The 24,596-nt window shown below is 51.6% G+C and carries 29 protein-coding genes and 1 tRNA gene; 28 read left to right on the forward strand and 2 right to left on the reverse strand.

Annotated features, from left to right (window positions below; translation table 11 throughout):
• The first annotated feature begins 28 nt into the window (after positions 1-28).
• From C1A10_RS01700 to araD, 4 genes are all read left to right on the forward strand, one after another.
• The gene (locus C1A10_RS01700) at positions 29-1,105 is read left to right on the forward strand and encodes a GntR family transcriptional regulator (protein ID WP_101908574.1); all 1,077 of its coding nucleotides are present in this window, start codon (positions 29-31) and stop codon (positions 1,103-1,105) included.
• Between the two features lie 80 nt (positions 1,106-1,185).
• Positions 1,186-2,850, forward strand: coding sequence for a ribulokinase (gene araB / locus C1A10_RS01705; protein WP_101908575.1), 1,665 nt, complete (start codon positions 1,186-1,188; stop codon positions 2,848-2,850).
• A gap of 19 nt (positions 2,851-2,869) precedes the next feature.
• Positions 2,870-4,348: an L-arabinose isomerase gene (gene araA, locus C1A10_RS01710; protein WP_101908576.1), complete on the forward strand. Its 1,479-nt coding sequence runs from the start codon at positions 2,870-2,872 to the stop codon at positions 4,346-4,348.
• Between the two features lie 10 nt (positions 4,349-4,358).
• Positions 4,359-5,054 carry an L-ribulose-5-phosphate 4-epimerase gene (gene araD, locus C1A10_RS01715; RefSeq protein ID WP_101908577.1) on the forward strand — a complete coding sequence of 232 codons (696 nt, stop codon included), beginning with the start codon at positions 4,359-4,361 and terminating at the stop codon, positions 5,052-5,054.
• 57 nt (positions 5,055-5,111) lie between these two features.
• On the opposite strand, the gene C1A10_RS01720 is transcribed toward araD, so the two are convergent.
• Positions 5,112-6,047, reverse strand: coding sequence for a TDT family transporter (locus tag C1A10_RS01720; protein ID WP_101908578.1), 936 nt, complete (start codon positions 6,045-6,047; stop codon positions 5,112-5,114).
• A 12-nt stretch (positions 6,048-6,059) separates the two neighbouring features.
• Entirely contained in the window at positions 6,060-6,533 is a 474-nt protein-coding gene (locus tag C1A10_RS01725) for a C-GCAxxG-C-C family protein (RefSeq protein WP_101908579.1), read from the reverse strand.
• 429 nt (positions 6,534-6,962) lie between these two features.
• On the opposite strand from C1A10_RS01725, the gene C1A10_RS01735 reads away from it, so the two are divergent.
• From C1A10_RS01735 to C1A10_RS01850, 24 genes are all read left to right on the forward strand, one after another.
• Positions 6,963-8,486 (forward strand): phosphohexomutase domain-containing protein, encoded by a 1,524-nt coding sequence (locus tag C1A10_RS01735; RefSeq protein ID WP_101908581.1) that lies wholly within the window; start codon positions 6,963-6,965, stop codon positions 8,484-8,486.
• Between the two features lie 111 nt (positions 8,487-8,597).
• Positions 8,598-9,968 (forward strand): glycine--tRNA ligase, encoded by a 1,371-nt coding sequence (locus C1A10_RS01740; protein WP_101908991.1) that lies wholly within the window; start codon positions 8,598-8,600, stop codon positions 9,966-9,968.
• Between the two features lie 79 nt (positions 9,969-10,047).
• Positions 10,048-10,248 (forward strand): hypothetical protein, encoded by a 201-nt coding sequence (locus tag C1A10_RS01745; protein ID WP_101908582.1) that lies wholly within the window; start codon positions 10,048-10,050, stop codon positions 10,246-10,248.
• Positions 10,249-10,450: 202 nt separating this feature from the next.
• Positions 10,451-10,526 (forward strand) — tRNA-Pro (locus C1A10_RS01750).
• Positions 10,527-10,943: 417 nt separating this feature from the next.
• Positions 10,944-11,543 carry a hypothetical protein gene (locus C1A10_RS01755; RefSeq protein WP_180950939.1) on the forward strand — a complete coding sequence of 200 codons (600 nt, stop codon included), beginning with the start codon at positions 10,944-10,946 and terminating at the stop codon, positions 11,541-11,543.
• Positions 11,544-11,581: 38 nt separating this feature from the next.
• Positions 11,582-12,544, forward strand: a complete 963-nt coding sequence (locus C1A10_RS01760; protein ID WP_341456886.1) for a DNA adenine methylase — start codon at positions 11,582-11,584, stop codon at positions 12,542-12,544.
• The gene (locus tag C1A10_RS01765) at positions 12,513-12,902 is read left to right on the forward strand and encodes a hypothetical protein (protein ID WP_101908585.1); all 390 of its coding nucleotides are present in this window, start codon (positions 12,513-12,515) and stop codon (positions 12,900-12,902) included. Before C1A10_RS01760 ends, C1A10_RS01765 begins: the two co-directional genes overlap by 32 nt.
• A 13-nt stretch (positions 12,903-12,915) precedes the next feature.
• Positions 12,916-13,164, forward strand: coding sequence for a hypothetical protein (locus C1A10_RS01770; protein WP_101908586.1), 249 nt, complete (start codon positions 12,916-12,918; stop codon positions 13,162-13,164).
• The gene (locus C1A10_RS01775; RefSeq protein ID WP_101908587.1) at positions 13,157-13,444 is read left to right on the forward strand and encodes a division/cell wall cluster transcriptional repressor MraZ; all 288 of its coding nucleotides are present in this window, start codon (positions 13,157-13,159) and stop codon (positions 13,442-13,444) included. Before C1A10_RS01770 ends, C1A10_RS01775 begins: the two co-directional genes overlap by 8 nt.
• A 3-nt stretch (positions 13,445-13,447) precedes the next feature.
• On the forward strand, positions 13,448-14,017 hold the full coding sequence (locus tag C1A10_RS01780; RefSeq protein WP_101908588.1) for a hypothetical protein: 570 nt from the start codon (positions 13,448-13,450) through the stop codon (positions 14,015-14,017).
• Between the two features lie 15 nt (positions 14,018-14,032).
• Positions 14,033-14,581: a YodL domain-containing protein gene (locus tag C1A10_RS01785; RefSeq protein ID WP_101908589.1), complete on the forward strand. Its 549-nt coding sequence runs from the start codon at positions 14,033-14,035 to the stop codon at positions 14,579-14,581.
• Positions 14,582-14,642: 61 nt separating this feature from the next.
• Positions 14,643-14,996: a SpoVG family protein gene (locus tag C1A10_RS01790; RefSeq protein WP_101908590.1), complete on the forward strand. Its 354-nt coding sequence runs from the start codon at positions 14,643-14,645 to the stop codon at positions 14,994-14,996.
• A 43-nt stretch (positions 14,997-15,039) separates the two neighbouring features.
• A complete protein-coding gene (locus C1A10_RS01795) occupies positions 15,040-15,270 on the forward strand; it encodes a DUF6133 family protein (protein ID WP_101908591.1) in 231 nt (76 codons plus the stop codon).
• The gene (locus tag C1A10_RS01800; RefSeq protein WP_101908592.1) at positions 15,260-15,718 is read left to right on the forward strand and encodes a prepilin peptidase; all 459 of its coding nucleotides are present in this window, start codon (positions 15,260-15,262) and stop codon (positions 15,716-15,718) included. Before C1A10_RS01795 ends, C1A10_RS01800 begins: the two co-directional genes overlap by 11 nt.
• The gene (cpaB, locus tag C1A10_RS01805; protein ID WP_101908593.1) at positions 15,715-16,536 is read left to right on the forward strand and encodes a Flp pilus assembly protein CpaB; all 822 of its coding nucleotides are present in this window, start codon (positions 15,715-15,717) and stop codon (positions 16,534-16,536) included. Before C1A10_RS01800 ends, cpaB begins: the two co-directional genes overlap by 4 nt.
• Position 16,537: 1 nt before the next feature.
• Positions 16,538-17,353: an AAA family ATPase gene (locus C1A10_RS01810; RefSeq protein ID WP_101908594.1), complete on the forward strand. Its 816-nt coding sequence runs from the start codon at positions 16,538-16,540 to the stop codon at positions 17,351-17,353.
• Positions 17,350-18,735, forward strand: coding sequence for a CpaF/VirB11 family protein (locus tag C1A10_RS01815; RefSeq protein ID WP_101908595.1), 1,386 nt, complete (start codon positions 17,350-17,352; stop codon positions 18,733-18,735). Before C1A10_RS01810 ends, C1A10_RS01815 begins: the two co-directional genes overlap by 4 nt.
• The gene (locus tag C1A10_RS01820) at positions 18,735-19,664 is read left to right on the forward strand and encodes a type II secretion system F family protein (protein ID WP_101908596.1); all 930 of its coding nucleotides are present in this window, start codon (positions 18,735-18,737) and stop codon (positions 19,662-19,664) included. The genes C1A10_RS01815 and C1A10_RS01820 overlap by 1 nt, the downstream gene beginning before the upstream one ends.
• A gap of 8 nt (positions 19,665-19,672) precedes the next feature.
• Positions 19,673-20,542, forward strand: coding sequence for a secretion protein F (locus C1A10_RS01825; protein WP_101908597.1), 870 nt, complete (start codon positions 19,673-19,675; stop codon positions 20,540-20,542).
• Positions 20,543-20,546: 4 nt separating this feature from the next.
• Positions 20,547-20,954: a DUF3848 domain-containing protein gene (locus C1A10_RS01830; RefSeq protein ID WP_242968801.1), complete on the forward strand. Its 408-nt coding sequence runs from the start codon at positions 20,547-20,549 to the stop codon at positions 20,952-20,954.
• Entirely contained in the window at positions 20,948-21,343 is a 396-nt protein-coding gene (locus C1A10_RS01835; protein ID WP_101908598.1) for a DUF4320 family protein, read from the forward strand. The genes C1A10_RS01830 and C1A10_RS01835 overlap by 7 nt, the downstream gene beginning before the upstream one ends.
• Before the next feature lie 84 nt (positions 21,344-21,427).
• Positions 21,428-21,976: a TadE/TadG family type IV pilus assembly protein gene (locus C1A10_RS01840; RefSeq protein ID WP_101908599.1), complete on the forward strand. Its 549-nt coding sequence runs from the start codon at positions 21,428-21,430 to the stop codon at positions 21,974-21,976.
• Positions 21,977-22,073: 97 nt separating this feature from the next.
• Entirely contained in the window at positions 22,074-22,592 is a 519-nt protein-coding gene (locus C1A10_RS01845; protein WP_242968802.1) for a DUF6550 family protein, read from the forward strand.
• Positions 22,593-22,660: 68 nt separating this feature from the next.
• Positions 22,661-24,382: a DUF8193 domain-containing protein gene (locus C1A10_RS01850; protein ID WP_101908600.1), complete on the forward strand. Its 1,722-nt coding sequence runs from the start codon at positions 22,661-22,663 to the stop codon at positions 24,380-24,382.
• Positions 24,383-24,596: the final 214 nt, after the last annotated feature.

Below are 24,596 nucleotides of genomic sequence, written 5' to 3' on the forward strand. Positions count from 1 at the left end.
TAAATCCACGTAGAAACGAGGGGACTCTATGGCACAGGAACTGCCCAAGTATTTGGTACTGGTCAACTGGATGAAAGAACAGGTGATGAGCGGCCACCTGAAATACGGGGAAAAGATCTATTCCGAAAATGAACTGAGCGCAATGTTTGGAATCAGCCGCCAGACCGTCCGGCAGGCGGTTGGGATTTTGGAACAGGAAAAGTTTGTGGAGCGCCGGCGGGGCAGCGGGACTTTTGTGACCTACAGCCCCATAAAACGCCGCGAAAAAACAATGAATATCGGTGTCATATCCACCTATCTGGACGACTATATTTTTACCAGTATTATTCGCGGAATCGAGACAGTGCTTACAAAGAACGGCTATTCCATGCAGCTCACCTTCACCCATAACCTTGTTGAAAATGAGTCGCGTGCGCTGCGGATGATGATTGATAAAAATGTGGACGGCATCATCGTCGAACCGACCAAAAGCGGCCTGCCCAACCCGAACCGCTCTTTTTATGATGAGATTCATCAGAAAGGAATTCCGCTAGTGTTTTTTAACGCCTATTATCAGGGCTTGCCGTTTCCGCATGTGGCAATGGATGATACGATAGCCGGGCGCCTCGCTACCGAAGCTCTGATCAATGCGGGACACCGGGAAATAGCGGGAATCTTTCAGTCTGATGACCTGCAGGGACATCTGCGCTATTCCGGTTATCTGGACGCAATGCGCGCCGCGGGGCTGGAGCTTCACTCGGAGCACATCCTGTGGTATTCCACGGAAGACAAGGCGTGCATGGCGGAAGATTTTCATAGGATTCTGCGCTGCCTGAAAGGCTGCACCGCGTTTGTCTGCTATAATGATCAGCTGGCGGTCGGTCTGATTCCGCTCCTTCGCGCCCGCGGGATCATTGTTCCCGATCAGATTTCCGTTGCAAGCATTGATAATTCCGATCTGGCATCCCTGTGCGAAGTTCCGCTTACATCAGTTGCTCACCCGATGGCGCTTTTGGGTGAGACTGCGGCCAATAATCTGCTAAAACTGGTTGCAAACCCTCGTTTTAACGCAACCGTAGACTTTACACCGAATTTAGTGGAACGCGCGTCAATCCGCAAGCTGTGAGCGGGCGGGCTTGTGGTAGATTTCTGTAAATTGTTGTATTTACAACTATTGAAATATTATAACACAAGGAGGAAGACAACATGGCGGCATATACGATCGGTGTCGATTTTGGTACGCTGTCAGGCCGGGCGGTTTTGGTAAATGTAAAGACAGGAGAGGAACTTGCAGACAGCGTTTTTGATTATCCTCATGCGGTCATGGACCGTGAACTTCCCGACGGTACCAAACTGGGGGTAGACTGGGCGCTCCAGCATCCGCAGGATTATTTGGATGTATTTTACCATACCATCCCCGAGGTGCTGAAAAAAAGCGGCGTCAGTCCCTCCGAAGTAGCAGGCATCGGAATCGATTTTACCGCCTGTACGTTTATGCCGGTAAAAGCGGACGGAACCCCCCTGTGTTTCCTGAAAGAGTTCCAGTCGGACCCCAATGCGTGGGTGAAGCTCTGGAAGCACCATGCGGCGCAGGACAAAGCCAACCGGCTGAATGAAATCGCACATGCCCGCGGCGAAAAGTGGATTGAACGCTACGGCGGAAAAATCTCCTCCGAATGGGAAGTACCGAAGGTCTGGCAGGTGCTGGAGGAATCCCCCGCAGCTTACGACGCAACAGACTGCTTTATGGAAGCGGCCGACTGGGTGGTCTGGGCGCTCTGCGGGAAACTGACCCGAAACACCTGCACCGCCGGATATAAGGGAATCTGGCATAAACAGGACAGCTATCCTTCAAAGGATTTTTATAAGGCGCTTGACCCCCGTCTCGAGAACTATGTAGAGGAAAAGCTTAGCTATCCGCTAGCGGAACTCGGCTCCCGCGTAGGCGGTCTTACCGCCGAAATGGCGGCCAGAACAGGGCTTTTGGAGGGAACGGCGGTTGCCGCCGCAAATGTGGATGCGCATGTCACGGTGCCGGCGGTCAAGATTGAACACGCAGGCGCGATGCTGGCGATTATGGGGACCTCTACCTGCCATATTCTGCTGGGAACCGAAGAGCATACCGTCCCCGGCATGTGCGGCGTGGTGGAAGGCGGCGTCTATCCCGGATTCTATGGGTATGAAGCGGGGCAGTCCTGCGTCGGGGACCACTTTGCCTGGTTTATCGATAACTGCCTGCCCGCCTCCTATTACGAGGAAGCCAAAAAGGAAGGCAAAAATATCCATGTTTTCCTGCGGGAAAAAGCCGAAACCCTCGAAGTTGGCGAAAGCGGCCTGCTGGCGCTTGACTGGTGGAACGGGAACCGTTCGGTGCTGGTGGATGTGGACCTGACCGGCATGATGCTTGGGATGACCCTGCAGACCAAGCCGGAGGAAATCTATCGCGCGCTGATTGAAGCGACCGCGTTCGGAACCCGCAAAATTATTGAAACCTTCCGTGAGAACGGAGTACCGGTGGAAGAATTCTACGCGTCGGGCGGCATCTCCCAAAAGGACCCGATGACTATGCAGATTTATGCGGACGTCATCAATCTGCCGATCCGGATTGCCGGCTCCAAGCAGGGCCCGGCACTTGGCAGCGCTATTTTCGCGGCGGTAGCCGCCGGTTCGGAAAACGGCGGATATGACGACGTTTTCTCAGCAGCGCGCGCGATGGGCAAGCTGCGGGATCAGATTTACCTGCCGATTCCGGCAAATGTCGCGGCATATGACAAGCTGTACGCCGAATACAGCGCTCTGCATGATTATTTCGGCCGAGGCGCGAACGATGTGATGAAACGGCTGAAAGCACTGAAAAAAACTGTGAAATAGAAGAAACGGAGGGTATGTCATGTCTGGTTTGAAACAATATGAGTTTTGGTTCCTTGTGGGGTCGCAGTTTTTATATGGACCCGAGGTTCTGGAGAAAGTGGCGGAGCACGCGGCAATCATTGCCGAGAGTCTCAACACCTCTCAAAAGATTCCCTGCAAGGTGGTTTATAAAGCAACGCTGAAAACGCCGGATGAGATCACCCAGCTGATCAAAGAGGCAAACTACACCGACAGCTGTGCCGGAATTATCACCTGGATGCATACTTTTTCACCGTCGAAAATGTGGATTAACGGGCTGGAACTGCTGCAGAAACCCTATTGCCACCTGCATACCCAATTTAACCGCTGCATCCCGAACGAAGAAATCGACATGGACTTCATGAACCTCAACCAGTCCGCCCATGGTGATCGCGAGCACGGCTTTATCGGCGCGCGTATGCGGATGGCGCGCAAGGTGGTCGTCGGCTATTGGGAGGATGAGGATGTTCAGGCTAAACTGGGCAGCTGGATGCGCGCGGCCGTCGGCGTTGCGGTCAGCAAAAAACTCAAGGTCATGCGTTTCGGAGACAACATGCGCAATGTTGCGGTAACCGAGGGCGACAAAGTTGAGGTTCAGCGCAAGCTGGGCTGGCAGATCAACACCTGGGCGGTCGGCGATCTGGTGAAGGAAATTGATGCCGTCACCGAGGAGCAGATTGACGCGCTGATAGCCGAATACAGGGAAAAATACACACTGAACACCGATAACATGGAGTCTGTGCGTTATCAGGCGCGCGAAGAAATCGCGATGAAAACGATTCTCGAGCGGGAGGGCTGCAAAGCTTATACCAACACCTTCGAGGATTTGTATGGCATGAAGCAGCTCCCGGGGCTTGCGTCCCAGCGTCTGATGGAACGGGGCTACGGCTACGGCGGAGAGGGCGACTGGAAGGTTTCCGCGCTGACCCATATCCTCAAACAGATGTCTGAGGGCGTACCGGGGGGTACCGCGTTTATGGAGGATTACACCTATGACCTGACGCGCGGCAAAGAACTTTCGCTTGGCGCGCATATGCTGGAGGTATGCCCGTCGCTTGCAGCGGACAAACCGAGAATTGAAGTGCACCCGCTGGGAATCGGGGGCCGTGAAGACCCCGCGCGGCTGGTGTTTGAAGGGCATCCGGGCAGCGCGATCGTAGTTTCGCTTATTGACATGGGCGGCCGCCTGCGGATGATTGTGCAGGATATCGAGGCGGTCAAACCAATCTATGAGATGCCGAACCTGCCGGTGGCGCGCGTTATGTGGCGCGCAATGCCGGATCTGCGTACGGGCGCGGAAGCATGGATTCTCGCGGGCGGCGCACACCATACGGTGCTCAGCTACGCGGTAACCGCCGGGCAGATGGAAGATTGGGCAGAAATGATGGGCATTGAATTTGTACATATCACGAAAGATACCACCATTGCCGGGTTGAAACAGCAGCTTTTCCTGGCGGATCTTGCCTGGAAGCTGAAATAGGAGGCCCCGTATGCTGGAAGAACTGAAGCAGCAGGTTTTTGAGGCAAATATGCAGCTGCCAAAACACGGGCTGGTCACGTTTACCTGGGGCAATGTCTCCGGGATCGACCGGGCCGGTGGATTGATGGTCATTAAGCCTTCCGGGGTCGAATATGACGTGATGTGCGCGGAAGACATGGTGGTTGTGGATCTGGAAACCGGCAGACGGGTGGAAGGTAAGTTGAAACCGTCGTCGGATACCCCGACACATCTGGAACTTTATAAGGCGTTTTCCGGAATCGGAGGCGTTGTTCATACCCACAGCCGGTGGGCGACGATCTTTGCCCAATCCGGCAGGGGAATCCCCGCGCTCGGTACCACGCAGGCCGATTACTTCTATGGGGAGATCCCCTGTACCCGCAGAATGAAGCCGGAAGAAATCCGGGGGGAATATGAAAAGGAAACCGGAACAGTCATTGTTGAACGGTTTCTGGATTTAAGCCCGCAGGATATGCCCGCGGTTCTGGTGCACAGCCACGGCCCGTTTGCGTGGGGCGCCGACCCCGCCAACGCGGTGCATAACGCGGTGGTGCTGGAGGAGTGCGCCATGATGGCATGGCACAATCTTGCGCTGTCAGGGTGCACCATCGAACCGATGCAGCAGGAATTGCTCGATAAGCACTATCTGCGTAAGCACGGTGTAAACGCCTACTACGGGCAGGGATAAAAAAACTGATAAAGCCCCGCGGAATTTTCCGCGGGGCTTTTGTATAGCAGGATTCTGTCAGGGCTGTTTTTGTGCGGGTGTTTTGCGAAACAGGAACGACAGATAGCAGATCAGGACATATAGGACCGCGATTACGGCGACTCCGGTTTCGACCGGTACAAGAGCGTTCAGGAACCCAACGGGTGTTCCAGCTTTGGAGAAAAACCCGCTTGTCTGTTTAAGCGAGATGGCGGTGATGACAAGCGGAAAGGTAAATCCCGAATAACTGGGGAAAAACCCGGCTTTCATCATAGCGGGCATTCCGCACAGAACCGCAAGATAAAGCAGCTGGGATAAAATGAGCAGGAAAACAATCATCGCAGTACTTTTCTGTTCGAACGAAGCCAGATAGCCGGCAAGGCAGAGCGCCGCCGGTGCGGCAAAAATTGCGTTGGTGGGTTTCACCGGGTTTGCAAAGTTTTTGATTGTCAGCAGCCGATAGAGCACCAATAGTAGCAGCGGCAGATAGGCGGCGAACCCGAACCAGAACATCGCGCGTCCCAGCCCGGTTTGTCCGAAAGCTGGTGCGGTTACGCTGACGGTGACTATCCCGACATAAACAATGAAATAGCTGGCGAATACCTTCTGAAAGTCAAAGTGAAAAAGGAATTTTACCGTAAAATACAGAATAAACAGCCAGTGCAGGGCAATTGCCGCGATCCAGAGCGCAAAAGCAACCGGGACAGACATCTTTACAAGATAGCCCGCCAACAGGATCAGCCCCATGGAAAAGGTGGGCGCGACACTGGCCATCACCGGGTTTTGCAGATCTTTGCGGACATCGCCAAAGTAAAGAACCGCTTTCGCAGTGAGCAGTAAAGCGAGTGCCGCAGACAGGATTCCAAAAAACAGGCGTACCGATTCAGAGTAGGATTGGAGCAGATTTCCCAGGGCGGCCAGCGCGAGCATCAGCCCCGCCATGGGGACAGGCAGCTTTTGAATGAAATTTTTCATATGGCCTCCTGCCTACGCCGGCTGCATTTCGTCGGCATTTACAAAGTCAAGTTCGCGTACCACAATCTGTGCGACTTTTTCCGCGACTTCTCCGGTGAACCGGATGCACTGCTCTTTATGTTCCCCGGCCGCCATATCCATGCCTTTGGTCAATATCCGACAGCACAGGGCGCTGTTCTTTTCCCTGAACCAGTCATGCAGTTCCTTGGACAGCACCAGATTCTTTTCGACCTTGGGATCCTTCTGCTTTGTGCGCCCGAAGAAATAACCGAGCATCATGACGCCGCCCGAGACTGCCCCGCAAAGGCATTTGGAACGGCCGATGCCCACCGGAAATCCGGAGGCCATCGCAACGATCTGTTCGGGAATATCCAGTTCAAAATTGGTCCTGAAGGAGCTGACAAGCGCTTCCGAACAGAAAAACCCTCCGCGGAACAAATCCATGGCATCCTGTTTGATTTTCTGAATACTGACTTCCCGTTTCATTATCGCAACCTCCATATGATGCTCAAAATTTTTTAGGCAGAATCATTCATATTGATTTCATTATATCAACCCAGTCACAAAAGTCGAATTCATAATTTAAATAAATGCGGCCGATTTATTGATGCCTGCCGCGTACAGGAAAAGGCAGGGAGATTTTGTGGAAGAAAATCTGATTTCTTCCTCTTTACACTACACTTTTTTATCAGGATTATGGTATAATAACCGCAAAGCGGCTATTATACCGAATTATGGCCAGGGCGATGCGTTCGCAAAGCTCGCTCCCGCTCCAATGGCCAATGATACCACTGCGTGCTTTGCACTTGTGGTATCATAACCGCGAAGTGATTATTATACCAATAAGTGTCGCCGAGACATTCTGAGCTGTGCGGAAATTTCTAAACAATTCAAAGAATATGTGGGGGAATCTGAATGGCAATTCAAAAAGAACGACTGATGAAGTTGCAAAACGGCAGCGATGTGCGCGGTGTTGCCGTGGAAGGTGTGGAGGGGCAGCCTGTTAACCTGACAAGTGAAGCTGCCAACGTGATTTCTATCTCATTTGCAAGATGGCTGTCCCAAAAAACCGGAAAACCGGCAAGTGAACTGAAGATCGGGGTTGGACATGATTCCCGGGTTTCCGCGCCGGCTTTGAAGCTCGCGGTTTTGCAGGGACTGGCAGCAAGCGGAGCCAAGGCGGTGGACTGCGGCCTTGCATCAACCCCATCCATGTTTATGTCCATCGTGTACCCGGAAACCAATTATGACGGATCCATCATGATTACAGCCAGCCACCTGCCCTATAACCGCAATGGACTCAAGTTTTTTGATGTGGATGGCGGCTTGGAGCACGATGACATCACCGACCTTCTGGTGTATGCCGCGAGGCAGGAGCCTCAAACCGCAAGCGCAGCACATGCGGAAACCTATGACCTGCTGCCGCTCTATGCGGCAAACCTCTGCGAGAAAATCCGCATGGGGGTATCTTCTGAGGAGGATTACGCGCATCCGCTGTCGGGTCTGCATGTTGTGGTGGACGCGGGCAACGGCGCGGGCGGATTCTTTGCGCAGCAGGTGCTGGAGCCGCTGGGCGCGGATATCTCCGGCAGCCAGTTCCTGGAGCCTGACGGCATGTTCCCGAACCACATTCCGAACCCGGAAAACAAGGCTGCTATGGACGCCATCAGCAAGGCCACCGTGGAAAACCACGCGGATCTGGGCATTATTTTTGATACCGATGTGGACCGTATGTCGGCTGTCCTGCATGACGGCACAGAGGTCAATCGGGATGCCATTATCGCGATGATGGCCGCCATTCTTGCAAAAGAGTATCCGGGCGGGACGATTGTCACCGACTCCGTTACGTCCGACAAGCTGACCGATTTTCTGGAGAATACACTGAAAATGAAGCACCATCGGTTTAAGCGCGGTTATAAAAACGTGATCAACGAGTCCAAGCGACTGAACGCTGAAGGCATTGTTTCTCCGCTCGCAATCGAGACTTCGGGTCACGGGGCACTCTCCGAAAACTATTTTCTGGATGACGGCGCTTATCTGGCGGTTAAGCTGCTGATTGCCGCCGCGAAGTCCAAAAAAGAAGGAAAATCAGTCGACGCCCTGATCTCTGCACTTCCGCCCCAGTTTGAGTGCCGGGAATACCGTATGAACCTTTTGACGGAGGACTTCAAAACCTACGGTAAAGAGGTGCTCAGGCAGTTTGAGGAGCGCACGAAGGCGGCGGGCTATGCCGTTGCGCCGAATTCCTACGAAGGCGTGCGCCTTTCGTTCAGCGGGGAAGAAACGCAGGGCTGGATGCTGCTGCGCCTGTCTTTGCATGATCCGTTGATGCCGCTGAACCTGGAGGGCAACCGCCCCGGGGACTGCGGCAGGCTGACCGCCATCGCAAAGGAACTGCTTGCAGGCTTTGACAAGCTGGATACCAGTGTGCTGAAATAGGGCATAAAAAGCGCGCAAAGCCTTGACCCCGCCGGTTTCAGCCTATATAATAAATGTTTAGGATACTAAAATGAGAGGGTGCAAACGTCATTGAATCATGCTGATAAAACAATGGAAAAGGTCGTAAACCTTTGTAAAAACCGCGGATTTGTATATGCCGGCTCCGAAATTTATGGGGGCCTTTCCAATACCTGGGATTACGGCCCGCTGGGCGTTGAATTCAAGAACAATGTCAAACGCGCATGGTGGAAAAAGTTCGTGCAGGAATCCCCTTATAACGTCGGGCTTGATTCCGCCATCCTGATGAACCCGCAGGTATGGGTCGCGTCCGGGCATGTGGGCGGCTTTTCCGACCCGCTGATGGACTGCAAGGACTGCAAGACCCGCCACCGCGCGGACAAGCTGATCGAAGATGTCAGCGGCGAGCCTGCCGACGGCTGGACCAATGAACAGATGATCAGCTATATCAAGGAGCACCACATCAAATGCCCGGAATGCGGCGGTGAAAATTTCACCGATATCCGCAAATTTAACCTGATGTTCAAAACCTTTCAGGGAGTCACCGAGGACGCGAAGAATGAGATTTATCTGCGTCCGGAGACCGCACAGGGGATTTTCGTCAACTTCATGAATGTACAGCGCACTTCCCGCAAAAAGATTCCGTTTGGCGTCGCTCAGGTGGGCAAATCCTTCCGTAATGAAATTACGCCCGGAAACTTCACTTTCCGTACCCGCGAATTCGAGCAGATGGAGCTTGAGTTCTTCTGCAAGCCGGACACCGACCTTGAGTGGTTCCAGTATTGGAGAAGCTACTGCGAAAACTTTTTGCTGAATCTGGGCATGACAAAAGAACACATGCGCCTGCGTGACCACGCCAAGGAAGAGCTGTCCTTCTATTCCAAGGCAACCACTGATATTGAATACCTGTTCCCATTTGGCTGGGGCGAGCTGTGGGGCATTGCCGACCGCACGGATTATGACCTGGGCCGCCATTCCGAGGTTTCGGGCAAGGCTTTGGAGTATTTTGACCAGGAGACCAACGAGCATTACACCCCTTATGTTGTAGAGCCGTCTCTTGGCGCGGACCGCGTGGCGCTTGCTTTCCTCTGCGACGCCTACGACGAAGAAGTTGTCGGTACCGACGATAAAGGCAAACAGGATACCCGCGTCGTCATGCGTCTGCATCCTGCGCTTGCGCCGTTTAAGGCGTGTGTCCTGCCGCTTTCCAAAAAGCTGGCCGAGGGCGCGGGCAAGGTTTACGCCGAACTGTCCCGCGATTATATGATCGACTATGATGATGCGGGCTCGATCGGCAAGCGTTACCGCCGTCAGGATGAAATCGGTACCCCGGTTTGTGTGACTTACGATTTCGAAAGCGAGAACGATGGCTGTGTTACCGTGCGTGACCGCGATACAATGGCGCAGGAGCGCATCCCGATTGCTTCGCTGAACGACTATATCAAGCAAAAAATGCAGTTTTAAAAGGCCAACAAAGGCGTCCGTAGATTACGGGCGCCCTTGTTTCTATCGCAATTGCATCAATAGAAGAGGAAGAGATGAAGTGAAAAATAAGGTACGAAAATGGTTTTTAGCTCTTCTTGGCGGAGTTAATGTAGTCGGTTCAATTCTTGGAGCATCTCTTTTTTATATGATGAACGGGAAATTTAATGTAAGCGTTATTCTTGGGTCATTGACTGGAGCGTCGGCACTTCTTATTATTAATGTAGCGATAGTTTTTCTAAGAAAGCATAAAATGCCCTGAGACAGATGGTCGAACAACTCAGGATAGGATTTGCAAATTCAATCGTAAGAGGGCATGCTTGACAAACTACATGTGCAATGGTACAATGTAGAATGCACTGTTTATTATGCCGCCCACGCAGGACACGCGCAGGACATATGCTATGAGGCACAAAAACCCGTCGGCGCGGGCAGGTACAGCGTAATTTTCCGTGCATCAATATCCGGGTGTAGCGCAGCTGGTAGCGCGCCTGCTTTGGGAGCAGGATGCCGTGAGTTCGAATCTCGCCACTCGGACCAAAACATTTGCCCAATATAGATGCATGGCCCATAAAGCCAGTGTTTATGCGGGCTGCGGGAGTTTTGAATGAGAAATTCAAGACTCCCGTTTTTCATAGATGCACACCCTCTTTTTGAGGGCTAAATCATATATAGCATAAAGAGATCAGAGGTCGTGCCAAATGGTATGGCCTCTTTTCCATACATTCGAAAATAAAATAACGCTCCCTGCCGGGTAATCTTTGAGCGGCTGTGTTCTTCGTAACTGAAAAACACAGCCGCTTTTTTTGTTGCCATTTTTCAAAAAGTACTGTCCTGCAGAGCGTGATGAAAGGAATGAGAACAATGCCAGCGAGGTTCATGAGAGGTACGCCTCTCGCTTTAACTGAAATAGAAATGCAATTAATTCCCGGCTTTTCTTCCCGAAGCACCGGAGTCATGAGAAGCCGTTACAAATATACCTGCACCGACTGCGATTGCCGGTTCTGTACACAAACAACAGAAAAGAAAAAATGCTGCGGCTTCGCAGGCTGTATTTGTCTTCCGGAACGAATCGCAGCCGGTTGCGTATCCTATGGGGAACTGCTCCGGCTGTTCCTAAGCGAAATCCAGCTTCGGACATTTGCTTCGCGGATAGAGAAGCTGCTCAAAGAAAGCGAGGCGAATCCGATGTTTTTCAGAAACGCAGAACACTGCAGAAGATTTCAAAGTCTGCGAAGAAGCGGATTGTTTCCGCTTTTGAATCTTTCCGAAGCCTATGCGGCGGCTGTTTTCCTGCTGACTTCAGACACCTTCCTCTGGAAGCAATCAAAAAACTATATAGATCAGAGCAGTATCCACTTTAAAGATATTCGTATCCATGGTGTGGATCTGGATGGCTACGCTATATTCCATACGGCAAAGGATCTGTATCACGGTACAGACCATATCGCCATTTCGGAACTGAGCGATCCGGAACTGATCAATGATAGGCTGCTCCGCCTGATCATTAACGCCTTTCTCGTAAGGCGGCACGGCATAGTGGCAATCCCGGTCTAAATGGAAGAAAAAATTATAGAGACAAGGAGGTGATGTTTATCAATAGCTTTATCAGTTGGATCGGCGGCAAGAAAGCGCTCCGCAAAATTATATACCGCCTCTTCCCCAAGGATTACGGCAGATATATTGAGGTGTTCGGTGGCGGCGGCTGGGTATTGTTCGGCAAAAAGCCGGAACAAAATGCAATGGAGGTTTACAATGACTTCAATTCCAACCTGGCTAATCTTTTTTACTGCGTCAAAACCCGCACATGGGAATTTCTACGGCACCTTGGCTTTCTTCCCATTAATTCAAGGGATGAGTTTCATGTCATCCGTAAATTTATTGAAAAAGAAGAGTTTATACAAGAGTATCTCTCGGAAGAACTGGAACTGGCGCAGCACAACCTTTCCCCTCCGGAATTTGAAGATATGAAGGAGCTGATGCTGGAAAACGCAAAAAAGAGCGATGTACGTCGGGCCGCCGCCTTTTACAAGCTCATCCGATACAGCTATGGCAGCGGCTGCACTTCCTACAGCTGCCAGCCATGCGATGTACGGAAAACCTTCTTCCTCATATGGGAGGCGTCCCGCAGGCTTGCGGATACGGTAGTGGAGAATAAAGATTTTGAGGCATTGATCCGGCAGTACGACCGGGACAATGCCTTTTTTTATTGCGATCCGCCCTACTACGAAACCGAGGGGCATTACGCCGTGGTGTTCCGAAAAGAAGATCATAAACGCCTCCGGGATACGCTCAAAAGCTGCAAAGGAAAATGGATGGTGTCCTACAACGACTGTGAGTACATCCGTGAGCTATACGCCGGATTCTACATTCTGTCTGTTACCCGCATCAACAACCTCGCGCAGCGGTATGATGGCGGCTGTGAATACCCGGAGGTAATCATCACCAACTACGATCCAAAGGAGCGCCGGAACGCCGAACCGAAACAGCTTAATCTTTTTTCTGATGAGAACGGAGATGACGGGGATGAATGGTATCGAACAAATGAGATGGGCTAAAGACCTGATCTCAGAAAAAACAAACGGTTTGCAAGAGATTGTCGTCGGTAACATGCATGATGAGCTGTATATCCGCACATCGGACAAGGCAACGGTCGGGCTGTATCTTTCCGTGCTGCCCAACTGGAAAACCGGGCTGTATGACTGCCTGTTCAAAGCCTACACCCGCACCTGCGGCGGCTACAATACATCGGAAAAAATGCAGGTTATTACCGACGAGTATCAGAACATCACAGATCTTCTGAGTCAGCTTGAAGTGGCAAAGATTTCACTCACTGGAGATGAGCTGAATACCTTTGTCGGTGAAATGAAATCAGCAGAAGAACAACAAACAACTGCCCCCCGAATGGGAATCTGAAGGAGGAAAGCCTATGAAACCAGAAAATACCGACCTCTGCGAGCTTGACGATCTTGTCATTCCAAGATGCCTTCTGGAAGCTGCAGAGATTACCGGGAACTGCGACTTAGAGATACAGTGCGTTCCCGGTGCAATCATCATCACTGCAAGCAATGTACTGGACGGTGTCCCCGCGCCGCTGATAACTCTGTTCCACGAATTGGGAATCAGCGATGCCGCCGTTCGAAGTGTTCTGATGGAAGGAGGACTGCCAAATGAGTAACGGAAAACCTATTTATAAACTGATCGACGGTAAAGGCCGCGTCCTGATTCCCAAGGAACTGCGTATCGCCGCAGGCATGGATTACGGCGACATTGTGCGCCTTGGAATGTCAAACGGCAAGGTGTCTGTGCGTAAAGTAGACATCATCGAAGTCGGCGATCAGTCTCCGGATGCTGTGGAAGCCTATGTCCGCGCAGCCTTCAAGACCATGCCGGATGATACCCGCCTCAGTCTGATTACCGAGCTGACGGAGCTGTTGAAGCAGAAAAAGGAGGTGTGAGAATTGGACGCAAAGGAAATCTATACGGAAAACGATTGTGCGGAAACAGGCTCTTCCTGCTCCATCAAGGGTAAGGTCGTAGTTTTGAACCGTGAGGCGCTTCCATCGTGCAACCCAAATCAACTGTATTTTTGTCTCTGCGGAAACGGGGCCGGTACCAACCCAAGTGGATGTGCTGTATTTCTGGTATCCCTGCGTACCGGGGAGTTTTCCCTGAAAAAGCGCAATGAAGTAATCGGCGTTCTGAAAACGGAACTGCTGCCGGACAGCGCAAAACTGCAGCTTTCCCAAATCAGGCCGGTCGGAGCGCTGGATTTAATAAATCATGAACCCAAGTACAGTGGCTACTGTTTTCTGCCTGATGGCCGGTACGCAGCAGGCGTCTGGCTGTGCAGCGAACAAGAAGTGTTGAACTATGTGGAAATGCAGAAGTCCTATCAGCACCGCATCATGATCTGCGACCGGGACGATTTCTGTGTTTTGGAAATGGAGACCGGCAGGCTCCTGCATCCATCCCAAGAGGAACTGGAAGCCTTTCGCAACCCGCAGAACGGAGGAATGCAAATGAAATAGAAAAGGAGGATCGCCATGCGCGGTATTCGAATGGAAAAGGACATCATCCTGTATTACGGCAACACAGCCGGGTATGTTTCGGGAGGCAAGGCTGTGGTCGATCCGCTGTTTGAATCGCAGGAGCTGAAGGATTTTCTCTTCCGGCAGAAAGATGTGTCCGAGGTGAAATGGACGGACGGTGTGTTTGACCGTCTCATGAACGGACAAAGAGAAAACCGTGAAATCACTTCGTTGAAGAACTGCCGCATCTGGCAGCTCAAACCGGAATCGGACATCCTGATGCGCTTCATCGGCTACGATGAGATGGTCGAAAAATTCGGGGAACCCAATATGCGGGATTACGAGGCGGTTTATGACGGCGAGGTGGAAACCAACAATCTGGAAAGCATCTACGCCAAATTCAATATGGAGCATTCCGAAGGTTTTACCGGACATTCCCTCTCCATGTCAGATGTGGTGGAGCTTTACGACGATGCCGGAAGCGAGTTTCACTATGTTGACCGGTTCGGCTTCAAACAGATCGACTTCAAGCCTCCCGCCCAAACACAGACCATGCAGCTATAACTCAACGACAGCACAGGCTGTCTTTTTTTGTACCCAAAATCAATTTACAGGAGGAATTGCTATGGAAAACACGCAAAATCAGCTTCCAATGAAAGTGGATGTAAAGATCGGCTCCATCCGCCCGGAAGGCAGCATAAAGGCCATCGCATCCGTCAATCTGAACGATTGCTTCGCCATCCGCAATGTCAAGGTGGTGGACAGCAGCAAGGGACTGTTCGTGGCCATGCCCAGCTATAAAGCGGGAAACGGTGAATACAAGGACATCTGCTTCCCGGTAACCAAAGAATTCAGGGAGCAGCTCAATCAGGCCGTCATTGGAGCTTACAATCAGGCTCTTGCGCAAAGCCAGAACGCAGCGCCTCATCAGGCAGAAGCGCCGAAGCAGAACGCGGGCATGCAAATGGGCGGCATGTAAACCGTCCAGTCAAATCACAAAAAATAATTTGGAGGTAATCGCAATGAAAGAATTCGCTGTCAAGGTTAGAAATCAAATGATCGGTAAAATGCTAAAGGTTCAGTCCGTGTTGAGTTCAAGAGAGGCCGAGGGTTTTGTGGATACTGCCATTAAAATTTTAATGGCAGTCGTAATTGGCGCACTGATCCTCGCGGGACTTTATGCCCTGTTTGGGAAAACGATCCTGCCTACACTCACGCAGCGCATTAAGGATATGTTCAACTATGCAGGCTAATTGCATTAGCCTCGGTAATTTGCCGCTCCTGTTTCAGGGCGGTCTTTTCATTATCCTGCTTCTCACGGCATCCATCTTTGACATCAGAAAAAGGATGATTCCCGATACTGTCTGTCTGCTGATTGCTATGACTGGCCTGATCGGTTTTCAACCGGTGAAGCTGTTCGGCATGCTTACAGCTCTGCCGCTTCTGCTCGCCGCCCTCCTGTGGGGCGGCATGGGCGGCGGAGATATCAAGCTGACGGCGGCGTCAGGGATTGTCCTCGGTTTTCAAAGAGGCTTGGCGGCTATGGTGATCGGCCTCACCGCCCTGCTTCTTTTCTATTTCTTTTATACCATCATACAAAGACTGCGCAAGAGGGAGCGTCAGAAAGCGTTCCCCCTTGCGCCTTTTTTATCGGTCGGCTGTATCGCCGCCTATTTCATGAACGGAGGGATTATTCTATGAGCTTTTTCAAAAACAGAACGGTTCTCGGTGTGCTCTGCATTGTATTGTCACTATTGATCTGCTTTGCGGTCACACCGCTTTTTAACGCAGGAATCTCACAAAAGACAAGCATTGTGCGTGTTACGAAGGACATCAAATCTGGAGATCAGATTACCAAGGACATGGTACAAACTGTCGAGATCGGCGGTTACAATCTGCCGGAAAATGTATTGAAAAACAAAGACAGCGTCATCGGCAAATATGCCGCCTCGGACTTATCCGTCGGCGACTATATTCTGAACTCCAAGCTCACCGACACACCCGTCGCCGACAACGCCTATCTGTACAACCTCAACGGAGAAAAGCAGGCCATCTCCGTAACGGTGAAAAACCTTGCCAACGGCCTGTCCGGCAAGCTGGCATCCGGCGACATTGTGTCGGTCATCGCACCGGATTACAAAAAACAGGGCGCGACTGTCATTCCTCCGGAACTGCAGTATGTTCAGGTGATCGGAGTGACCGCCAGCACCGGCTACGATACGGACACGCAAAAAAATAATGATAAATCGTCAGATCAATCGGCAGACAAAGAAAAAAGTTTGCCAAGCACTGTTACTCTGCTGGCGACGCCGGAACAGAGTAAAATTCTTGCCGAATTGGAGTCGGACGGCAAGCTGCACCTTTCCCTTGTGTACAGGGGCAGCAAGGACAACACAGCCAAATTCATAGCGGCGCAGGACAAGGTTCTGGCCGGGATATATCCATCCGCCACGGATAAAACGGCAGATGAAAAGAGTGATTCTTCTGCCGCAGCTGCTTCCGGCGAGGGAGGCAGGTAATATGTTCAATTTCAAAACAGGGAGTATTTTCTCCCGAAGCTCCGGTTGTGAGCCAAAGGAAACAGAGCCGGAAAAAGGCGTGCAGGTGCTGGCCGTGTGGGGCAGCCCTTCCTCCGGCAAGACCGCAGTCAGTGTAAAGCTTGCGAAATACCTCGCCGACAGGCATAAAAACGTATTGCTGCTCCTGTGCGACATGACCGCGCCCATGTTGCCGTGCATCTGTTCTCCATCCGATCTTGAGTGCGAGAAATCTCTCGGAAGCATCCTCGCGGCGACTCATGTGACGGATTCCCTGATCCGGCAGAACTGTGTCACGCATAAGAAAATCAGTTATCTGACCATGATCGGCATGCTCAAGGGCGAGAATGTGTTCACATATCCGCCGTATAACGCGGAGCTGGCGACAGAGTTAATTGAGCATCTGCGGGATATCGCGCCTTATGTCATCATCGACTGCGGCAGCTATATCGCCAACGACATCCTGTCCGCTGTGGCGCTCATGGAAGCCGATTCCGTTTTGCGGCTTGTGAATTGCGACCTGAAATCCGTCAGCTATCTTTCCTCCCAGCTTCCGCTGTTGAAAGACAAAAAGTGGGACGCTGACAAGCAGTACAAGGCAGCCAGCAATATAAAAACCAATGAGGCCAGCGAAAACGTCGAACAGGTGCTGGGCAGCGTGGCGTTCAAGATCCCCCATTCTGAAGAATTGGAGAATCAGGCACTCGCCGGGGATCTGTTCCGCGAGTTGGCACTCAAAGACAGCCGTGGCTTCCGGAAGGAGATTCAAAAAATCAGCAAGGAGGTGTTTGGCGTATGAAAGAAGCTTTGCAAAGCATTCAGCCTGCAGGTATTGCGGATAATCACAGTCTGTTCTTTTCTCCCGGCGACGGCACCAAGGATTTCGGGAATGTTCTGCATGAGGTGCAGGAGTATATCTCCGGAAAATATTCTTCTCTCATAATCGATGGAGAAACAGAAGATGGGAAAGCACAGGTCAAACGGTACATCGGCAAATACCTCATGGATCACCGTGTCGCTGTGAAAGGCATGACGGATCAGCAGCTTGTCGACGCCCTCTATACCGAAATGGCCGAGTTCAGCTTTCTGACAAAATATATCTTTGGCACAGGAATTGAAGAAATCGACGTGAACGCCTGGAATGACATCGAAGTCCAGTACAGCAACGGAAATACCGTGAAGCTTGACGAACACTTTGACTCGCCGGAGCATGCCGTCAATGTTATCCGAAGGATGCTCCATGTGTCCGGCATGGTGCTGGACAACGCAAGCCCTGCCATTCTCGGACACCTGTCTAAAAATATCCGAATCGCCGTGCTGAAAACGCCTCTTGTGGATGAGGACGTCGGCGTCTGTGCATCCATCCGTATTGTCAATCCGCAGAATCTCAAAAAAGAGGATTTTGTAAAGGAAGGCACGGCAACCGGAGAAATGCTGGATTTCCTCTCGGAATGCCTGAGATACGGCATTTCGGTGTGCGTGGCAGGCGCGACTTCATCTGGCAAAACCACCGTGGCGGGCTGGCTCCTGACCACAGTTCCCGACACCAAAAGGATTTTTACCATAGAAAACGGTTCGCGTGAGCTGGCGCTGGTTCGGGAAAAAGACGGCAAGGTCGTAAACAGCGTCATCCATACACTTACGCGCTCCAGCGAAAATGAAAAGCAGGACATCGATCAGGATCTGCTTCTGGATATGGCGCTCCGCTTTAATCCGGAAATCATCTGCGTCGGCGAAATGAGAAGCGCGGAAGCCTATTCCGCGCAGGAGGCCGCCCGAACCGGGCATACGGTGCTGACCACCATCCACTCAAACAGCTGCGAGGCTACCTACCGCAGGATGGTAACCCTGTGCAAACGAAAATACGACATGGCCGACGATACCCTCATGGACTTAGTGACCGAGGCATTCCCGATTGTTGTTTTCACAAAGCAGCTTGAAAATAAACAACGCAAAATGATGGAAATCATGGAATGCGAGATTCTGCCTGATGGCACCCGCAACTTCCGCACTTTGTTCAGGTTCCGCATCACAGAGAACCGCATTGATGGCGATAAATTCATCATCAACGGTCACCATGAACAGGTCAGCCGGATTTCCGACAGTCTGCAAAAGCGCTTCCTTGAAAACGGTATGCCGCAGGAGGTGCTTGACCGGCTCGCGAAGGGAGGCGTTGCCTGATGACTTTCATACAACTGATTGCATGCATTGGCCTGATCGCCGGTGCTTTTATTTTACTTGGCATTTCGCCGATTGCATTCACGGACGGCCTGTTCAGTTTTCTGATCAAGCGTCCAAGAAGTATCCGAGATGAGATTAACGAGGCAGCCAGAAGGAAAAAGCCATCCTTTTTGCGCCGTGAGATTACGGAAGCACAGGATATTCTTGTCCTAACCGGACGAAGCAGCCGTTTCTCTCTTGTATGCGCATGCTCGCTGCTGCTGTTTGCTATTGGCGCGAGCATCGCCATCCTGATGCAAAATGTGTTCCTCGTGCCGGTGCTGGCAATCGGATTGATGTTCCTGCCGTTCTGGTACATCCGGCTCACCGCGACGCATTACAAAAAGAACATCGCCGCCGAGCTGGAAACGGCGCTGTCCATCATCACCACGGCCTATCTCAGAAATGAGGATATCCTTACCGCCGTGGAGGAAAACATCCAGTATCTGAACCCGCCCGTTCAGGGTGTATTCAGGGATTTTCTCACGAGAATAAAGCTCATCAACCCGGATGTGGACGCGGCGCTCAAGGCGATGAAACCCAAGATCGAAAACGAGGTTTTTCAGGAATGGTGCGACGCTATGGCTGCCTGCCAGTATGACCGAAGCCTCAAAACTACTCTGACGCCTATTGTCGGCAAGCTGTCAGACATGCGGATCGTCAACTCGGAGTTGGAGTACCTTGTGTTTGAGCCGCGAAAGGAATTTATTATTATGACGCTCCTTGTGGTCGGCAATATTCCGCTGATGTATTTTCTCAATAAGAGCTGGTATGAAACGCTGATGCACACCGCTGTCGGTCAGATCGTCCTTGCGGTCTGCGCTGCGGCGATTTTTATCTCTACGGCCTTTGTCATCAAGCTGACCAAGCCCATTGAGTACAGGAGGTGACGGATAGGATGACATTGTTATTTTTGTTCGCAGTCCTGCTTGCCACAGGGCTGTTTTTCATCTTTGCCGACGCACTGAAGTTGCCGACCATGGGTGCGGCCAAAGCTATGCTTAGTGCCGGGAAGGAAAGTAAAAAAGCTTCCAAGACTGTGGAAGCGTATCTCATGTCCGGCGCTGTAAAGCTTTCAAAAATCATCCGCATGGACGAGTACAAAAAAAGCCGGATGCAGAATGTTCTCAAGGCGGCGGACATTGCCATGACACCGGAAATCTACACAGCCTATGCAATCGTCAAGGCGGGGGCGATCCTGCTCGGCGTGATTCCATGTCTGCTCCTGTTTCCGCTGCTTTCGCCGGTGCTGGTGTTCCTTTCGGTACTGGTCTACTTTAAAGAAATTCGTAAAGCTGATGAACAGCTCAAAGCAAAGCGGGAGCAGATTGAAAGCGAGCTGCCCCGTTTTGTGGCCACCGTTGAACAGGAACTGAAAAGCAGCCGTGATGTGTTGTCCATTCTGGAGCACTTCAAGAAAAACGCAGGCGCGGCTTTCGCCAAGGAACTGGACATTGTCACCGCCGACATGCGCTCATCCTCCTATGAGGCGGCGCTTACCCGATTTGAGGCAAGACTCAACTCGCCGCAGTTGTCCGACGTGGTGCGCGGGCTGATCGGCGTCCTTCGCGGAGATGACGGCGCGATCTATTTTCAGATGCTGGCGCATGATTTCAAGTCACTGGAGCTGCAAAGGCTCAAGGGCGAGGCGCAGAAGATTCCTCCAAAAATCCGGGTGTTTTCCTTCATTATGCTGCTGTGCTTCCTGTTTACCTATCTGGTGATCATCGCCCTTGAAATTATGAAATCTCTGAATGGGATGTTTTAGCGGGATGAAAAAATCTGATGTAAAGAAGGTACCCGATATGACGGAAAAAGAAATCAGGAAAAAACTTCAGGACAGGCTGGAAGCCAATTATCAGGCGTATATCCGGCAACTTCAGAGCAAACCTGCTCCGGATCTGATCGAACAGGCGACGGAAATTGCCGCCGCCAAGCTGGTCTACGACGAACTCTGCGACTGTGACTTTCCTGCGGAAAACCTTGAATATCTGCTCCGGTTTGAAAACCCTCTGGAGGTCGTCCGTGACCAATGGCTGCAGGAACAAAACACCGTGCGCGACGAGGAAATGAGCCATGTTCTCTGGTCGATTGCCGATAAGGGCGACGCAGAGCAGCTCTATGCGTTGCAGGAAGAAACGCGGGGCAGCGCTTTCTCCGAGGGGGTGCAGATGTGCTGAAAAAGCTCAAGGACAAACGCGGCGAAGGATACATCGATGTGGCGGTGCTGGTGCTTTGCGCCATGCTGGTCATCGCCCTCGCCGTGAAAGTGTTCCCCGTATACATCGCAAAAAATCAGCTGGACACCTTTGCCACGGAGCTATGCCGGGAAGCGGAGATCAGCGGCAGGGTCGGCAGCGAAACCACCCAAAGGGCGCAGGTGCTTAAAGAAAAAACAGGGCTTGATCCCGCCGTCACATGGTCGGAAACAGGAAAAATTCAACTTGATCAGGAATTCACAGTGAAGGTATCTATACAGAAAAACATCGGACTGTTCGGAGGCTTCGGCTCCTTTCCCATCACTTTACGGGCGCAGGCCACGGGCAAGAGCGAGGTGTACTGGAAATGAGCAGCGTGACGCTGCACTCAATTCGCACACTGAGCTTCCGCAAACAGGCAAGCTCAGCGCCTGCGATGAAAGCGAGGTGGTAAAATGGTTAAACGGCTAAGGCAAACTTTGAAAGACGAGCGAGGAACTTCTTTTCCTCTGATCGTAGCTGTCGCCCTCGCTCTTGTCATCATCCTATGCGGGATTTCCGAGTACATGCGGCTGATGATTATCGCGTCGGGTGTTCGGGACGCGGTACAGTCCGCCGTTATTTCGACAGTAAACGACAACTATGACGGCGTGTACCAAGGTGTCCGTGAGGGATATTCGGGAGGATATAAGCCGGACGGTTCTTCGTGGAGTGAAAGCATTAATTACGGCGATGTTTACACACGGCTTGACAAAACGCTCGGCCTGCGGGATGAAAACGGGTACCATGTGAAATATGCGGGAAAGGCTGTGGAATTCAGGCTTTCCGGGCTGTCGGTAAATATTCGAAACGCGCAGCTGGCTCCTTCCGATCCAAAAAATGCGCGGGCTTTTCTTGCCGATACATCGATCCTGCTGGAGGTTCCGGTGTCCTTCGGAGGTAAATCGCTGCCACCAATGCATATTAATCTCAAGGTGCAGGCGAAATATATGCCTTTATTCTAGAAACTTATGCAATTCCAATAGACTTCGGAAAACTTCTGTGATATGGTGTGAGCTGTAAGGAAATGTCAGATGCAAGTGCAAAAGGAGGTCAAATGTTGTGAAAAAACTATCAGATAAAAACAAGAGATGGCTGACCATTGCCGGACTCGGCGTAATGTGCGTAGCCCTCGTGATTGCAATATCTTCTCATTTTCATGCTGAAAAGCCCAAGGATAACATGGCGGTCTCGTCACCCACGGTTTCAGACGAGGTAAACGTGAAACCTGAATCCGATAAAATAACAGATCAACCCGATGTAACTGTCCCGGCAAGCGAACCGTCCGCGTCATCCTCTCAGGCGTCGGGCAGCGGTGTTTCCAGCGGGACAAAACAGACCATCCAGTCGGATGTGTCGAAGCCGGAAGCCCCCAAGGAAACTCCTAAACCACAGGGTGATACCACCAATCAGAGCAAGGCTCCAGCCTACAAGCCGGAGAATACCGAAAAGAAATCGGTGGAAAACAAGCAGCAGGGCGGGCTACCGGGTTTCGATAATGTACCGGACGGCGGTGCCAACCAAGGCTCATACGCCGGTGACATGTATGAGAACGGAAATAAAATTGGGAAAATGAATTAAATCAAACATATTTTAGGGAATCGCACAGCAGAAAGTGCTGTGCTTTTTCTTTGTAAAGGAGGTGCTGTATGAAACGGTTTTCCAGCATTATATTGGTGCTTATTCTGCTGTGTTCCTCGCTGTTTTCTGTTCCTGCTTATGCCATCGGGGACGGTAATATGGATGGTGGTGGCGGCGGCATGGGAGAAGGAACGGATCAGAATTCATGGACACCGGGCAACGAAGGTGTGCGTGTCACTGTGGTTCGTGCCAGCGACCATGCCGTTGTTACAACTCCGATTGATCTGACAAACAAGACACCATCAGCAGGTATTTATCATTTTGGCAAAGTCAGCAAATTGCAGTACAACAGTGGGGCCTCGCTTAGTCCTATGAAAGGTGGATATGTCTTTAAAAACCCATCACAGGCTCTGCCCAAAATTATCAGCACCAATGGTTCCAATAATATTGAAGCAATCAAAAGCTATTTTACTGACGAGCAGGTTATCCGCAGTATTGCGGGTCTTACCGGTATGAACTTTGACGTGCTGATAAGCGGCGAATACAAACTGCTGATTGAACCTATCGCCTATTATAAGTTTCAAGGCGTGATGATTGCCACCACCGCAACCGAAGCGGCACTCTATGACCGGCAGCTGGGCGGTGGACTGCGCAGCAAGATGGTGTCCCTGACGCATAAGAATCTGCCATTGGCCATATTTCTTGAAGTCCCCGATCTCGGCTATCCGGCGTGGTCTGGATCAACGACAACCGCTGCTTCCGATTCCGATATTATTTCCTCACTTGGACTTGGCATCGTTCGGTTTTCCGAAGCGGAGCCTCCAAAGGTCAGCACTCACAACTACACCTACCGTGTCAATACGGAAGTGATAACCTCGGTTACAGTTAGCGGTGGGCAGTCCGATCCTGACCACCCTGTAACAGTGCAGTTTAGTATTGGCGGCAGGACTTATACAGTCGGCAACGTCTACTATCCGAACGGCGACAGTCAGTTAGCTTGGGCACGATGGACAACACCAGCCACTCCTCAGACCATGACGATCCATGTATCGGTGACAGGCGGTGGCAGGACAAGCGAAGGTACGATCACAGCCAATATTGTGGATCTGTCAGGGAAAGACCCACCAAATCCTGTCGCTGATGACCGGAACGATTCTTATTCCCGCCCGAATGTTCCGAGCAATCCGCAGACAACCTCGGCCTCATGGGGCGTATGGCGGCCAAAATGGCATGCAAACTGGATCTGGCAAAGCGACTGGAACTGGTGCAGCGATGGAAAAGGCGGCGGCCACTGGCGTGACGATGGCCATTGGGTTGACCGTGGCTGGTGGGACTTTGACTATAACTCCTACTCGGCAAGCCTTTCCGCATCCATGAGCATAACGCCCGACGCCAAGGTACCGACCGCGTCGGGAAAGACGATGAAGTCTGGATACGGCGTCAATCAGGTTACAACCGCTAACATCAGCACCAACCAATCTTCTGCGGTGACAGGTGCGCAGACCGCCATAACGTACTTTCCGGAGTTCCAGTATCAAATCTATTGGAGACTGCTGGACAGAACCGGTGGTGGGTATAACGCAAGGTTTGAGTTTGCGAAAAACAGGTATTCAACCTATAACCGGCGCACCCATTTCACGCCGATCTGGATGCCGGACGGGAGCTATACCCCGTACACCTATCTGGAAGATTGCTGGACGCCTGCCGGAATGCTCAGTATGAATCTGACCGATTCGGTGACGATCAGTGGAAACTTGTGGTCGGACTGGCACGGTGCGATACGTTCCTAACTGAAAAGGTTAGGCGCAAGGTCGTGTTTTAATAAACACAGTTCTTGCAGAACTGATATTCCGATGGGTGGAATGATGGGGTAACGCCCTGAAACGCCCCCTTGATACTACGGTATGCATCAGTCGTGCAATAGATTTGATGTGTAAAGCCCGTTGAAGTCGGCAGAGAACCGCCCAAACAGGTCAAGCTGTGGAAAGCTGTGTAGAGGTACAT

Origin of the sequence: Marasmitruncus massiliensis, assembly GCF_900186535.1 — a bacterium.
In the GTDB taxonomy this organism is placed as follows: domain Bacteria; phylum Bacillota; class Clostridia; order Oscillospirales; family Ruminococcaceae; genus Anaerotruncus; species Anaerotruncus massiliensis_A.